This is a genomic window from Elizabethkingia occulta (genome assembly GCF_002023715.1).
Classification (GTDB): domain Bacteria; phylum Bacteroidota; class Bacteroidia; order Flavobacteriales; family Weeksellaceae; genus Elizabethkingia; species Elizabethkingia occulta.
Genome location: NZ_MAHX01000013.1, coordinates 568,880 through 583,337, shown reverse-complemented (window position 1 = coordinate 583,337; position 14,458 = coordinate 568,880). Strand labels below are relative to the sequence as shown.

The following is a 14,458-nucleotide window of genomic DNA, read 5'->3' as shown; positions in this document are numbered from 1 at the left end:
AGGAGCTTTTTGCCTGCAGAATGAAGGATTATAAGTATAAGATATTTACATCTGTTATCGAGGAGAATATCAATAAAGGATTATTAAAACCGGGAGACTATTTACCTTCCGTAAGAAATATAAAACAGGAATATAATCTGAGTACCAGTTCTGTCCAGAGTGGATATGACTATCTTGTATTCAAAGGACTTGTAACCAGCCTACCAAGGCAAGGATATATCGTCACAAACCATACACTAACAGCTAACGAACCTTATCCCATTCCGGATCCGGTTTCCAGAGATCCTGTTTTCAAGGAGAATATTCTGCTTACTTCCGGCACAGGACGGCATTCTGAATTCACGCCGCTGAATGTTGCAGCACCTTCGGATCTCATGGTTCCACAGAAATTACTATTGCGCACCATGCAAAAGGTTATAAAAGAGAAAGGTGCAGCTTTACTGCGTTATTATCCTGCAAATGGTTCGGAACAATTAAGGGATGCCTTGTCCAGAAGATCTGCACGACATGGAGCCATAATAAATCCCGACGAGATACTGATTACAGACGGTGCGCTTCAGGCATTATATATTGCATTGGCAGCCACTACAGATCCCGGAGATATTGTTGCAGTTGAAAGTCCATGTGTATTTTCTGTTTTGGAGGTTATTGCATCGCTTCATCTAAAAGCAATAGAAATTCCGGTGAGCTATAAGGATGGTTTTGATATCGGATATCTGGAAAATGCCTGTAAAAAGAATAATATAAAAGCGGTTGTACTTACTCCTAATTTTCATAATCCAACCGGTATATTGATGTCTGATGACCATAAGAAAGAAATACTTTGTATTGCAGACCAATACAATATCCCGATTATAGAAAACGATATCTATGGAGACTTGTATTTTAGCAATTCCAGACCCGGCAGCATTAAAAATTTTGATACTACAGGTTCTGTCATTACATACTCTTCATTTTCAAAAAGCCTGGCCCCGGGCATACGGTTGGGATGGATGTCAACCAGCAAATTTTTCCCGAAAGCCGAACGTATAAAGTTCTCTCTCGGCAGATCCGTTTCTCCGTTTAATCAGGAGGTTATTAACCAGCTTCTTAATTCGGCCGGTTATGACAAGCACCTTCGATCGTTCCGTCTTCAGCTGGAGCGTCAAGCTTTGGCTCTGGTAAATATTTTCAACCGTTATTTTCCGGGTTCCTACACTCCAATTCCACAAGGTGGATACAGCATATGGAGCAGACTGCCTGCTGACACCGATATGAAAGAGTTTTACAGGTACTGCGAAAAATACCGTCTTCATTTTACACCAGGCAAAACATTTTCTTTTACAGATGCCTACGACCATCATTTCAGAAGTATTTTTTCACAAAGAATAACCTCTCCCGGGCTTCAGTCTATAAAAGAAATTGGTAAATCACTATACCGTTAACTGTACCGATTATTTTACACTATTCTGTACCTTGTACCGAAATAAAAGATCCTCTACTTTTACATCAAAATTAAGACAAGATGGACATAGAGGTAAAATTTACAATTGGCTCGGAAGAAGGAATTGGTCAGCTTTTTTTCCTTCAGAATGCGCAAATTAGAGGACAGTATGAAGATGTAGCAGATTCCGGCCAATTGGACCTCTATATAAAAGAACAGCTGAATCACCGGAATGTAATTAATGAACTCAATGACCTCAGCACTCAGCTATTGGTTTTGTTTGTAGAAAGCAAACCTGCAGGTTATACCATTATCCGAAACTCCTTCCAACGTCCGGAGGTACTGGAAGGGAAAAGAGTGATTAATTATTCATCCTTCTATATTTTGCCGGAATACAACAATCCGGAAACCAGACAGGCATTATGGAAAAAATGTGTTTCGATAACCCGAACCTTTGATGAAGCCTACTGGATAGAAACCTTACAAAACGATCCGCTGGTTCCGTTTTTTGAAGAATGCGGATTTGCAGCACACGAGCAGTCGGTTATGCAGCCTTTTGATCAACCTTCGGTTGTACTGATAAAATACAATCAATAAAAATTTATACAACTAAAAAATGTTCCGATAAAATTCGGTAAAAGGATCTTAAAGTTTAATTTTTCTTCACTTTTTTTATCGCATCAATATATTTTTTCTTTACCCCGTTATCTTCCTCTTTTTCACAGAGTATTTCAATTTTCGGGAGTAAGGTTTTATTGTAATCCATTTTTAGTTTCAGGATTTCAGCCAGTGCATAGGCTGTTGCCCATCGGACAACTGTTACTTTATCTTCAGCATTTTTTAAGAGCCCCGCAATTGCCGGGGCTAATTTGTCGGCATGTTGTTTCGAAATATTCCCGATTACTTTAGCACTTTCCCATTTAATCCGGGCTTCCTCTTCACCTAAAGCTTTTGTGACATAACTAAGCAATGCATCATCTGTCATGAGAACAGATTTTTTAGTCGCATACTCTATTGCTTCTATACAAGTTGCTTTATTGGTTCCGGACTGTAAATCTGTAAATGCCAGTAATTCGTCAACAGGTAATTCCTGACTGATAAGCCACTCTCCGATTTGAAAAACCTTTGCTTTAGCTTTTATAGATTTATCCTGAAATATTTCTTCTAAACTCATACCTGTATTTTATTTAAAAAACTGAGTAATCTATTCTATCTTCAAACAATAATACTAAGAAATTTCATATTTAAGATGCATTATTTTTTGAATCTATTCGGTATCTATTTGCATTCTTTCAGGCACAAAACCTTCATAAACAAAATAAAATAAATCGATAACAATTTATTCTATTTAACATAATTATAAATAATTAAAAGCTAATTTATTTAATAAAACATCAGTTAAAATTTGTTTTTATTATTTTTTTAATATTTTTATACTTATAATTATTTCTAAAACTACACTAAGATGAACACAAATCACAAAAAAAGCATGGCCCTGGGGGTCGTATGCTTTCTTGCCGGAAATCTATGTATCTATGCACAGGAAAAAGACACCCTGAAAAGCAAGACCATTGAGGAAGTAAAAATCACGATTGGTTCCCGAAACAAGGCCAGAGTTGCGACCGACACACCAGTTCCTATTGACGTTATCAACATCGGTCAGCAATCAGTATTGAGCCCGCAAACTGACCTTACTCAAATTCTGAATTATGCAGCACCTTCTTTCACCTCTAATTCCTCAACTGTTGCGGACGGAACAGATCATATTGATCCTGCTCAGCTCAGAGGTTTGGGACCTGACCAGGTATTGGTATTATTAAACGGTAAAAGGCGGCATACCTCGTCATTGGTTAATATTAATGGTACTCCCGGGAGAGGTTCTGTTGGCACAGATCTTAATGCTATCCCTTCGTTTGCAATTGAAAGAGTTGAAGTCCTAAGAGATGGAGCGTCTGCACAATACGGCTCCGATGCTATTGCAGGCGTTATTAATGTTGTTATGAAAAAAAGCACTAATCAATTAGCAGCAGCCATAACAGCAGGTGCATTCAATTCCAAAGGATCTAATGATCACCAAAAAGGATGGGATGGTGACAAGTATCAGTTAGACCTGAACTATGGAACCAAAATAGGTTCTAATGGCTTTATCAACTTTACAGGATCATTAATGAGCCGTGGTGATACAAGAAGAGCAAGAGCTGCTACCGGAACTATTTTTAATGCTTATAATGCTATCGAACAAAGAGCTTTACAAAATGGTGTTGATATCAATTCTCTTTTTTCAAATATCAACAACACACCCAACTCTCAAAGTATTATAAATTATATACACCAGTATGCCGGAAATGTTGGCTATTTTACTGGTGCACAACAATCGGCTATCCAATCGGCCTCAACTATTTCAGCATTACAGTCAGCACTTAATTTTGATGTCACCGAAAATGAGCTTGCCTACAGAGGACTGACAAGGGACGATTTCAATATGAGAATTGGGCAATCCAAACTAAAAAGCGGTCAGCTATTTGTAAATTCTGAATTTGACATTACCTCCGGTATAAGAGGCTATGCTTTCGGTGGGTATTCCTACAGAGACGGAAATGCTGCCGGATTCTTCAGAAGACCTAACCAAAGCCGGACTCTTACTTCTGTTTTCCCCAATGGCTTCTTACCTGAGATAGCTTCTGTAGTCACTGATATTTCTTTTGCAGCAGGCTTTAAAGGAAAAATTGGAAAAGTAAATTATGATATAAGTAACACATTCGGCCAAAATACATTCGATTATACGATTAAAAACACTACAAATTCCACGATGTCCTTTTCGGACAAAACAGAGTTTAAAGCCGGATCATTAGGCTTTTCTCAGAATACCATTAATGCTGATTTTGACACTAAATTCAACTGGTTAAAAGGCTTCAACCTTGCATTTGGTGCAGAAGCCCGTTTTGAAAATTTTAAAATAGCACAAGGCGAAGAAGCTTCATGGGCAAGTTATGACATCAATGGAAATCTGGTAACGCCTAAAACTGATGCTTCTTTAAAACCAACAGATTTCTATGGCAGCGGCAGACCTGGCGGTGCACAGGTATTTCCGGGATTCCGACCAGAAAATGCATTGAATAAAGGCAGACGTTCAGTCGCAGCTTATGTGGATACCGAACTGGATATTACCGATAAATGGTTGCTAAGTGCAGCATTGAGGTTTGAAAATTATTCCGATTTTGGTTCTACTTTCAATTATAAAATTGCAACCCGCTACAAAATAACAGATAATATTAATTTCAGAGCAGCCCATTCCACCGGATTCCGGGCTCCATCTTTGCAACAGATCTATTTTAATTCTACTTCTACTCAGTTCGTTGGTGGTGTTCCTTATGAGGTAGGAACTTTCTCTAATGATTCCGAAGCTGCTAAAATTTTGGGAATCCCTTCTCTGAAGCAGGAAGAGTCTAAAAGTTTCTCTGTAGGATTTACAGCAAAAATTCCGCAAGCTAATCTTACATTCACGGTGGATGGTTATTATATCCGAATTAATGACAGAGTGGTGCTTACAGATCAGTTTTCCAAACCATCTGCACCTGGTACGCCTGGATCTAATCAGGAAAAACTTTATAATGCTTTTGAACAGGCTGGAGCTAATGCAGCAACATTCTTTGCCAATGCAATTGATACACAAACCAAGGGAATTGAAGCTGTGATTTCACACAAAGCAAGATTTGGCGCAAAAACAACGCTTAACTCGGATTTTGCTTTAATGGTTGCAAAAACAAACAGAGTTGGAGATATTAAAGGATCGGATATACTAATTAATGCCGGGCAAATCAACAGGTACTATTCAGAAACCAGCAAAATCTATCTGGAAGAAGCTATTCCCAGACTAAAAATGTCCCTTAACAATACTTTAGATTTAGGAAATCTGAGTTTTCTGATGCGAAATGTCTATTTTGGAAAAGTAACGGATCCCAACACAGTTGATGTCAATGGCGATGGCATTATCCAAGCTCAGGTAATAAACGGGCAAGCCGTAGAAACAGAACATCCGGTATGGGGTGGAAGAATTGTAACAGATTTCTCCGTTGGCTATAAACTAAACAAATCTATAAGACTAACCGTAGGTGCTAATAATATTTTTGATGTTTATCCAGATCTGAACTATGGTCCTGTAAATGCAAAAAGACCATCGGGGGTTGATGCTAACGGAAATATCACTTATCCTGCAACAGCTACAACGATTGACCTATCTAATCAGAATCAGTTTGTATACTCCAGAAATGTATCTCAGTTTGGAATGAACGGAAGATTCCTTTTTGCAAGGATTAATTTGACTTTCTAATTAATGTTCAGAAAGATTAACTAACAAAAACCGCACAAATATTTAGTTATCTGTGCGGTTATTTTTTTTGTATTGCTATTTTTTCATCTCTATATCTACAATTCTTTCTCCCTGTTTCCCTAAGTACTGGGGAATCAATTTTTCATAAACTTTATAGCCTACATCCGAGTTTGTAAATATCAGGAGTCCCTGTCCGGTTTGGGGTAAAATAATAACAAGACATCGTGTTCCGTTATCGGATCCCCCATGTGACAGTGCAAATTCATTATTTCCAAGGTCATATATCTCAAAACCCAGCCCAAAATATTTATCCTTTCCGGTTTTCACCTGTTTTTTAATCATTTCCTGATAAACTTCCGGCTTCAGATTACCTCCCTTTATAATATTCACTAAAAAAGTTCCGTAATCTTCTATTGTGGTAATTAAATCATCAGCAGCATTAGCAGTGATTTGTTTTTCAGTTGGATAAGGTTGTAGGTCTTTATCATAGCCTATTGCAAATCTGGTCTCAACTGTATTTTTATGCCATATGTAATCTGTATCTTTTAATCCCAAAGGTTGAAAAACAAATTCTTTTGCCAATTCCTGTAAAGGTTTTCCAAACTTATTTTCAAGAGCTTTCCTCAGATATTCCAAACCTTCACCGGAATACTGATATTTTGTTCCGGGTTCGAACTCAAAGCTCAGCTTTTTATCTTTATTCTGCCATCTCCAGTTTGGGAAACCTGTCTGATGTGATAAAATAATCCTTGTCGTTAGTTTTTTGTGTCTCGGATCTTTAACAATATCCGGATCCGTCCAATATTGATCAAGCGCTTCATCCAGTTTCCATTTACCCAGGCTTACAAGACGTAAAGCTACCATGGCTGTTACTGGTTTGGTAAGAGAGGCTACATTGAAATAAGTATTATAAGGCGCCGGAACTCCTTTCTTTATCTCTCCGAAAACTTTGACTTGCTTTAAGGCAGCGTTTTCAATAATTCCCAATCCCAATACAGGAATTTTATTTTCTTTTAACCATGCTTCCAATTCTTTATCATTTTCGAATCCAAATTTCTGATCGATATTTTGTTTAGCCTGATGGTCAAAGCTTAATGATCGCGAAAGTTTCCAGTCTCCGTTTTCCAGAATCCAAAGATGGGTGAATTTAGCAGCTCCTGCCAGCTTCTCAGCACCCTTATTTACGCTTTCATAAAACAAATGATCTCCATTTTGGACAGCACCATACAACTTTCCATCTTTATATAGCGGATAAATAGTTGTACTTCCTTTAACCAAAGCTCGCCTTGCTCGAAATGTATTCGGCGTACTACATAGGTTATTTTTGAAATCTGTCATAAATTTCTTTTTATCCGCAGGACCACTTCTGTCATGATAAAATTCAAACGAATCTTTCAACAATCGTTCTGTCTGTTCAATATTACAGGTATTAAATCCTACTGAGAAAAGCAGACTATCTTTAGCTATAATAGTTTTATACAATGCACTATTCTCATTTTCTTGTGCATGAAGAATACTAAAAATTAGGATACAAACGGAGAGAAAAAAACGGGTATACTTTGTCATTGCTATTTTTTTACAAAGATTATATTTTAGGATAATTCCTTGCTAAAAATAAACCCGACAAAAACCCGACAAAGCCCTGACAGAGCTTATATCATACTGAAATTCAGCTTATAGAAAAGTCTTTTCTTTTTGTCTATTTCGGCTGCATTACGCAGAATAATGAACAGGTTGGACAGCACAATAAGAATCATTAATACCAATGTAAACTGACGTCCCAGCTTTAGAAAAATTCCCAGCATAAATATAACAGGTGCCATTACTGTCCATAAAATCTGAACAGAAATTATCTGCCTGGCCAGCGTATTTTTTTGCTTCATCTTAAACATCAGCAACAAAGGAACAAGAATATTGAGAGGTGGCAAAAGAATGAAAAGTATGGAAGAGAGGTTGATAATCTTTATAGATGCAAAATTTACGTCAGTTTCCTCTTCTCCTGATATTATCTTCACATCGTTTGTTTCAGTTACAATCTCATTATTCTGTAGTAACTGTTCATGTACATCCAGTGCCTGAGCCAGCGCCCGAAGGGTGTGGCCTTTAGGCTCTGTTCCGGCTTCGATACGCTGAATAGTTCTTACCGAAATCTTTGATTTTTCCGACAGCTCTTCCTGAGTCAGATTCTTCAATTCTCTGGTGGTTTTTAATTTAGACATAGTATCGGGTGTTAAACAGGATTTATAAAGAATAGAGTTACTTCCAGAAAATAAGCTTTCCGGCAACTCCGATTCGGTAAAAGATTTTATCTTCTGCCTCAAGTTTTTCCAGAATAGGTTTTACATCCTGGTAAGGAATATTCAGGTCATAGCACATTGCAGCAGCATAAGTACCACAGTTTCCGCCCGTTTTGGTTTTCTTTGTTTTTAAAATATCAATAATCGTTTCTTCCAGTTCCATTTTGCAAAAATACGACTATTATTCCCGGAAAGTAAAGGTCTCTTATATCTCTATTAATATTTTCTTAGTTTTTTATCACATTCATGTGAATAATTAGTATATTTACTGTTCAACCAAATAAATATTTAAATATGAAAAATCTAAAAAAAATCACAAGAAATGAACTTAAATCTGTTTTGGGCGGTCAGCCTGGGTTCGTAGAACTTGGTGGTGGAGGCAGCGGCCCAAAATGCCCTAAATATATGCACATGGAAGAAAGTGTAGCTTATTGTGATCCTGAAGTAAATCCAAGTGATGACTGTAAGCCTAAATGTGTAAACGATTAATAAATCTTATACAAATTTTAGGTTTGCCTAAAAGCAGACTTATCCACAAAAATAGTTTTTACAAGGAGATAAAGTTTTTATCTCCTTTTTGTTTTATTATATTTAAGCCATTTAAATCACACCTAATCCGTTGTGACTAGTCCTGAAAAACTAATACAGGACTAGTCAATGAATTATTATTCATCATAATTTTTCATCACATATTCAAAATAGCGAATCATACGCATATAATTTTCTATACTTATATACTCATTGGTACTGTGAATACTTTGCTGCTCGGCATGATTAATCTTAAACGGGATAAACCTATAAATATTCTTACTAACAATCTGATATTTATAAGCATCCGTACCACCAACTGTAAGATAAGGAGAGACTAAAGCTTCCGGATACAATTCTTTAATCCCGGATTCTATTACTTTATAGGCTTTAGTTTTTGTAGAAGATACTGCTGATGCTTCTCTTGTATTATCTACCTCTTCTACTTCCACATCAAAGCCTTTAGTAGCCCTAGCAATATGGTTTTTAACATCTTTAACTGTATTCCCGGGGAGCAACCTGAAATTCACTACAAATTCTACCTCCGGAGAAAGTACATTAGTTCCATCACTTCCTTTCATCATCGTAAGGGCTGTAGTCGTACGCACCAATGCATTAGTAGAATTATTTTTGGTAAGTTGTGACAACAAAACAGGGTTTAGTAACCAACGATTGGCAATAGCCATACGGTTAGTAAAAGGCATTGCTCCTCCAACATTGTCAAAAAACTCCTGTATCAATGGAGTAATCATTGGTTTCATCTGATTATCTTCCAATCGCTGCATAATAACAGCGGCTTTACCAATCGCACTTTCCATAGGTGGCATGGAAGAGTGTCCTCCCAATCCTTTTACTTTTATTCTGGCAGAAAGAAAGCCTTTCTCTGCACATCCTATTAATGCTACATCAGAATTGATTCCGGATATGCTTCCTTTTTCTACAATAATTCCGCCTTCATCATAAACAGCATCAAACTCCAATCCTTTAGATTTAAAATATTCTGCAATTTTTACAGCGCCTTTTCTTCCGCCAACTTCTTCATCAAAACCAAAGGCAAGATAAATATCCCTTTGTGGCACATGCTTTTCTTTAATAAGCGTGGTCAAAGATTCCATTAAAGAGAATAGCATTCCCTTCATATCCAATGCTCCTCTTCCATAAATTCGTCCGTTTGCCACGGCTCCCGAAAAGGGTCCATAATCCCAGTCTTCTGCAACTTCTTTCGGAGAAGGTGCAGGTTTATCCTGGGGTCTGAAAATATTTTCTTCTTTATTTTTAACATCCGCATCTCCTGGTGGAACTACATCCATATGGGAAAGAAACAGAATAGGCTGTAAACCTGAATTAATACCCTTTAACTTAAAAACCAATCCGTAACCATTTACTTCTTGGTACTCTGTGTGTTCATAGACAAGAGGATAGTTTTCTTTTAAATATTTTTTAAACAGATCAAAACTTGTATAATCGAAGTCACCTAATTCCCCTGTAGAAATAGTCGGAATCTTTAATCCTCCTGAAAATCGATATATCGCCGAATCGTTCTGTGGGATATTTATTGCAGATTTTGCATTTACATCTACTTTCTTAAAAGGGTAAGTATAGGTTTTCACCAGCACAATTATAACCAGAAGGACAAGTACTGTTATAATGCCTAAAATAATTTTTTTCATATTATTTTAATTTTGTTAATATCTATGGAATATTCAAAATTGATCTTTGTCAATTTAAGAAAAATAAATAATTATTCCTGTCATAGAGCAGAAATAATCATTAAAAAATCAATAAAAAAGGGAGCTAAACAGCTCCCTCATATCTGAGAATATTAAATATTCGTAACAGATCTAGTCTTTACAGGTTTGAGTTGAAATCATACAACGCATATTGCTTATGCAGCAATAAGAATTTCCAGGGCAATAATAATCTTCACTTCTGCATGCCAATCCACCTGAAATGCTACTTGCCTGTTTTCTTGTTAATTTTTTCATAATAATATTTATTTAATTGGTTGTTAATCATGAATGTCACTATGTAAAATAGAACTATTGTTCTTCCATTAAATCATCAATAAAATAATAAATGTCTTCGCGCTCATATACGCCAGGATACTTATATTTATTAACAATGAATATTGGTGTAAAGTTCAGTGAATGTTTATCGTTTTCCAGTGTCTGGATTTCCAGTGCATGAAGGAAAGGCTGATTAATTTCTGCTTCACCATAAGTTTTAAAAAATAAATCATGGTCTCTTTTTTCAAACCAGAAATGCAATGCATTTAAAAATTCTTTCTGATCCTTTAAATAAATTTCATATAGTTTGGATAAGAGTTTTTTAAAATTCTCATCGGCACGGAAATCCCGATAATTAAATCTTATCTGTACCGAAATATCTTCTGACTTATCCAATAGTTTCTGAATAATTTCGTGTCCCCCTTTACAAAATCCACAGTAAGGATTGGAAATTATTGCCATATGAAGTTTCCCACCTGGGTTTCCAACAAAGAATAATTCCTTAGGATTGTCAAAATTAATTGGTTCCTCTGCTTCCAATTCTCGTTTGAACAACTGGAAATTTCTTTTGAACCTTATATTCTTCATATGATTCTTCTTGAGTTCATCATATTTCAGATTTAAATTTTTAAAATAATAAATAAGTCCAAAAATCCCTCCCATAAGTACCAACGAAATCAGAAATGGATAGATATGATATCCGCTGTTCAATTTCAGAAAACTTAGTACAAACTGCCCTATAAGAATTGCAGCTATAAAAAGACACACTTTACAAAAAGCTTTAAGTACTACAGATTGCATATACAAAGAATAGGCAACCACAAGTAAGGATATTGTACTAAGTACAAATAAAACAGTTCCGGAAAAAGGAATTAATATACCTATGAAAAATAAGCTCAGGAAATAGATGAAACTGTAATCCTGTAGTTTTAATCCAAACAAGCTAAAAGTACCGGAACCAATCACTTTATCACAGGAAGAGCGATTATCGGATCCCTGACCTACTCCACCACCACAAATATTACTAATGATAGCTGAAGTCTGTCCAAGATCCTGAAAGAAGAGCTCATAAGACAGCATAATACCAATAACACTTAGAACATTAAAAGCACTGCTCCATAATGTATTAAATGGTAAGCTGATTAACAGAAACAAACCAATAAGTAAATAGAATATGTTCTTTTTTTCTATTTTATCTGATTTTTCCTGATATTGATCATTCATGATCAATACAAAGTTACCAACATTTTCTAAAAATTCTTTTTCAGAATAATGATACTTTTTATCCGAGAACAAATCGTAACCATCTTTTGTGCGTTGTACAAGTGTAAATTTACTCTGCTCATTCTGTTTTACTATTGCTATATATTTGTCCGGTAGTTCCCCCCATATATCTTCTTCTATTTCGTAAGCATCATTCTCTATTCTGAAAAAATCCAGTGTATCACTCAAGGCTAAAGCGGACGGATAATCGGGATGTGAATTAAACTGAAAATAAAATTCTTCTTTATCGAGTTTTAACTGGTGTATTAGCTGGTCAAAATTCATATCAATATTATTGTGATTTTTAATTTATAATTTCTTTGGTGTTTTTCTGGTGTTGTATATTATTTAGCTTTGGTAGCCCAATAACTTTCTGAATTGATAGAAGAAACGCTCTATCAGTCTGAGATCTTGTGTTACAATCTCTGCATTGCCTTTTAGTTCTTTATCAAATGACAGTTTTTTGTTATAAGAAGTTATAAGTCCTTTAGGAAGACTTACATCAACATAATAATTACCATCTTTATCCGGTACTGAGGACATATTGCGCACACGACCTTCTACAATTCCGAACTCCTGGAACTGATAATTATCTAATTTTATTAAAACTTTTTGTCCCGGCTTTACTTTTCCGGAGTTGGTTGAAGGAATTGTTAGCCTGCCTATCAGGGTTTCTCTTTCCTTAGGCATCACTGTAATAAGTACTTCTCCGGATTTTACAAACTGATGCTCTCCTAAATATTGCTGAAAACTAACTGTTCCGTCTGCAGATGAAGTAAATAAATAGCTTTGTTCCCAGCTGTTAAGTGATTTCCTCAGCTGCTCAAACAATTGTATCGTCTGAGAAGAAAAGTTAACTTTATCTTTTTGTGCATTAATAGAAACTCCACTTCTGGTTTTTTGTATTCCGGAAATTCCTTCCTGTAGCTGCGAAATTGACATATTAACATTTTCCACACTTTGACCAGCCTGCAAGAGCTTAATTCTCTCCTGATCCAATTCGGATGCAGAAATTACTCCTTGGTTATATAATTGCTGTGATCTTTCAAATTCTTTTTTAGACAACTCATATTTAGCCTGCTCCAGCCTTTTCTGTTGTTGCAATGCCTGAATCCTGTTTCTGGACTCAGAGAGGCTTTGCTCTGCGGCTATATTATCCGGAGCGTATGGTTGAAGACGTGTATAAAGCTGTTCTTCTGTCAGGGCTTTAGCAAAAGCATTATAATCTCCCTGAACTTCCCCTAATTTGAACCCGGAAGTTTCTCCCAAAGGAAAATTCTCTAGCTGTCTGTTGTCTAAAGCATCCACTATATCCCGAAGTTTTAATACATCCTGATAACGGGCTGTAGACTGTAGAATTAATAACTGTTGTCCTTTGGTAACCGCCTGATGGTCTTTTACAAAAAGAGCTTCTATCTTACTGTTAATCCTTGATTCTAATTTCTCTGGTGGATTCTGCGTAGAAATTACAACCTGAGAAGGCACAAATTCAGGGTATTTAATGATGTAACTCATCAATAATATGAGTAACAAAATAATAAAAATAATGGTATTTCCCCAGCGGATCATCCAGTGTGGCGGACGTGTCAGGATGTCCTGCACACCTTCGGAGCGCAATTCTATTTCGTCTAAAATATCTCTCTTTACTTCCATATAATAAAATTATGAATCCTTTTTGAAAAGGATTCATAATTATTTAGATTGAATACTTTTACTTATTCTTTATTAATATTCTGTTAATGAATACTAGGAAAGATTTCCCGGTACAGGAGCCATACAGATAGGCTGAGTTCTTAATTTATCCGGACAGTATTCATTGCAAGGTGTTGGAATATGTTCACCTTTTACAATACAGATTCCCCATCCTTCTGGTAAAGGCTCCCCACCACCAATGATTTCTTTAAGTCCTTTTCTTTCAATTTTTTTCATAATAAAAATAATTTGGTTGTTTTTTATTTTAAGGGTTAGGTGCCCAGCAAGCACCGTCGTCCTGAGATTTTTTACATACACCTGATGGGCTATTCCATTCTAAAGCACAACATACAGTATTTCGTGGACAATCAATACCAGCACTGGGATTACATCCAAGTCCTCCTGTAACAACCTTTAATTGATTTCTTACTAATTTTTTCATAATGTTTTTAATTTGGTGAATTTTAAGATTTTTTCTTTCTAGCTTTTTTATAAAAGCATTCTTATTTTACTGGATAGCCAATAGGATAGATATCATTACCTCCATCTGGACAAGCTAAATGCTCTGCTTCACATGGACGCCATATACCAAAACACCAATCTCCACAAGCTTCAGGACCTCCTGGTAGAATTGCTCCTCCTTTTACATTTCTAAGTGTTTTTCTTTCAAGTTTTTTCATATTGAACATATTTAATTTGGTTAAATTAGTAGACTTAGATTTCACAGAAATCTGGAATTCCATTTGCCGAAACTGTTATACATGCTCCCATATTTCTGCAAAATACCTGGGTATTACAAGGACAATCATAGTAACCTCCTTCTTCCGGAAGCTGATCCCCCGGGACAAGATGATTATTACATACTTTAGAACCGCTTCCAGAGAAACTTTTCAATTCTTTTCTTTCAAGTTTTTTCATA

15 protein-coding genes are annotated in these 14,458 nt (G+C 36.0%); 4 read left to right on the top strand and 11 right to left on the bottom strand.

Annotation, left to right across the window (positions count from 1 at the left end):
- Positions 1 to 20 precede the first annotated feature (20 nt).
- Positions 21 to 1,424 carry an aminotransferase-like domain-containing protein gene (locus BAZ10_RS09000; RefSeq protein ID WP_078771757.1) on the top strand — a complete coding sequence of 468 codons (1,404 nt, stop codon included), beginning with the start codon at positions 21 to 23 and terminating at the stop codon, positions 1,422 to 1,424.
- Between the two features lie 80 nt (positions 1,425 to 1,504).
- Entirely contained in the window at positions 1,505 to 2,020 is a 516-nt protein-coding gene (locus tag BAZ10_RS08995; protein ID WP_078771756.1) for a hypothetical protein, read from the top strand.
- Between the two features lie 55 nt (positions 2,021 to 2,075).
- On the opposite strand, the gene BAZ10_RS08990 is transcribed toward BAZ10_RS08995, so the two are convergent.
- Positions 2,076 to 2,597, bottom strand: coding sequence for a HEAT repeat domain-containing protein (locus BAZ10_RS08990; RefSeq protein WP_078771755.1), 522 nt, complete (start codon positions 2,595 to 2,597; stop codon positions 2,076 to 2,078).
- 291 nt (positions 2,598 to 2,888) lie between these two features.
- Here BAZ10_RS08990 and BAZ10_RS08985 point away from each other — a divergent pair, with 291 nt between their 5' ends.
- Positions 2,889 to 5,753: a TonB-dependent receptor plug domain-containing protein gene (locus BAZ10_RS08985; RefSeq protein ID WP_078771754.1), complete on the top strand. Its 2,865-nt coding sequence runs from the start codon at positions 2,889 to 2,891 to the stop codon at positions 5,751 to 5,753.
- Positions 5,754 to 5,828: 75 nt separating this feature from the next.
- Here the strand turns inward: BAZ10_RS08985 and BAZ10_RS08980 are convergent, their stop codons facing one another.
- From BAZ10_RS08980 to BAZ10_RS08970, 3 genes are all read right to left on the bottom strand, one after another.
- Positions 5,829 to 7,319: a serine hydrolase gene (locus tag BAZ10_RS08980; protein ID WP_078771753.1), complete on the bottom strand. Its 1,491-nt coding sequence runs from the start codon at positions 7,317 to 7,319 to the stop codon at positions 5,829 to 5,831.
- An 86-nt stretch (positions 7,320 to 7,405) separates the two neighbouring features.
- Positions 7,406 to 7,972, bottom strand: coding sequence for a helix-turn-helix domain-containing protein (locus tag BAZ10_RS08975; protein WP_078771752.1), 567 nt, complete (start codon positions 7,970 to 7,972; stop codon positions 7,406 to 7,408).
- A gap of 37 nt (positions 7,973 to 8,009) precedes the next feature.
- Positions 8,010 to 8,213 (bottom strand): hypothetical protein, encoded by a 204-nt coding sequence (locus BAZ10_RS08970; RefSeq protein ID WP_059323345.1) that lies wholly within the window; start codon positions 8,211 to 8,213, stop codon positions 8,010 to 8,012.
- Positions 8,214 to 8,344: 131 nt separating this feature from the next.
- Between BAZ10_RS08970 and BAZ10_RS08965 the strand changes: the two genes are divergently transcribed.
- Entirely contained in the window at positions 8,345 to 8,539 is a 195-nt protein-coding gene (locus BAZ10_RS08965; RefSeq protein WP_078771751.1) for a bacteriocin-like protein, read from the top strand.
- 176 nt (positions 8,540 to 8,715) lie between these two features.
- Here BAZ10_RS08965 and BAZ10_RS08960 read toward each other — a convergent pair whose 3' ends face one another.
- From BAZ10_RS08960 to BAZ10_RS08935, 7 genes are all read right to left on the bottom strand, one after another.
- On the bottom strand, positions 8,716 to 10,248 hold the full coding sequence (locus tag BAZ10_RS08960) for a M20/M25/M40 family metallo-hydrolase (RefSeq protein WP_078771750.1): 1,533 nt from the start codon (positions 10,246 to 10,248) through the stop codon (positions 8,716 to 8,718).
- A 369-nt stretch (positions 10,249 to 10,617) separates the two neighbouring features.
- Complete coding sequence (locus BAZ10_RS08955) at positions 10,618 to 12,132, bottom strand: vitamin K epoxide reductase family protein (RefSeq protein ID WP_078771749.1); 1,515 nt, start codon at positions 12,130 to 12,132, stop codon at positions 10,618 to 10,620.
- Between the two features lie 63 nt (positions 12,133 to 12,195).
- Positions 12,196 to 13,500, bottom strand: a complete 1,305-nt coding sequence (locus BAZ10_RS08950; protein ID WP_078771748.1) for an HlyD family secretion protein — start codon at positions 13,498 to 13,500, stop codon at positions 12,196 to 12,198.
- A 93-nt stretch (positions 13,501 to 13,593) separates the two neighbouring features.
- A complete protein-coding gene (locus tag BAZ10_RS08945) occupies positions 13,594 to 13,776 on the bottom strand; it encodes a hypothetical protein (RefSeq protein WP_078771747.1) in 183 nt (60 codons plus the stop codon).
- A gap of 28 nt (positions 13,777 to 13,804) precedes the next feature.
- A complete protein-coding gene (locus BAZ10_RS19065; RefSeq protein WP_165689639.1) occupies positions 13,805 to 13,981 on the bottom strand; it encodes a hypothetical protein in 177 nt (58 codons plus the stop codon).
- A gap of 61 nt (positions 13,982 to 14,042) precedes the next feature.
- Positions 14,043 to 14,219 carry a hypothetical protein gene (locus BAZ10_RS19060; protein WP_165689640.1) on the bottom strand — a complete coding sequence of 59 codons (177 nt, stop codon included), beginning with the start codon at positions 14,217 to 14,219 and terminating at the stop codon, positions 14,043 to 14,045.
- 34 nt (positions 14,220 to 14,253) lie between these two features.
- The gene (locus BAZ10_RS08935; RefSeq protein ID WP_108721193.1) at positions 14,254 to 14,457 is read right to left on the bottom strand and encodes a hypothetical protein; all 204 of its coding nucleotides are present in this window, start codon (positions 14,455 to 14,457) and stop codon (positions 14,254 to 14,256) included.
- Between the last annotated feature and the right edge of the window lies 1 nt (position 14,458).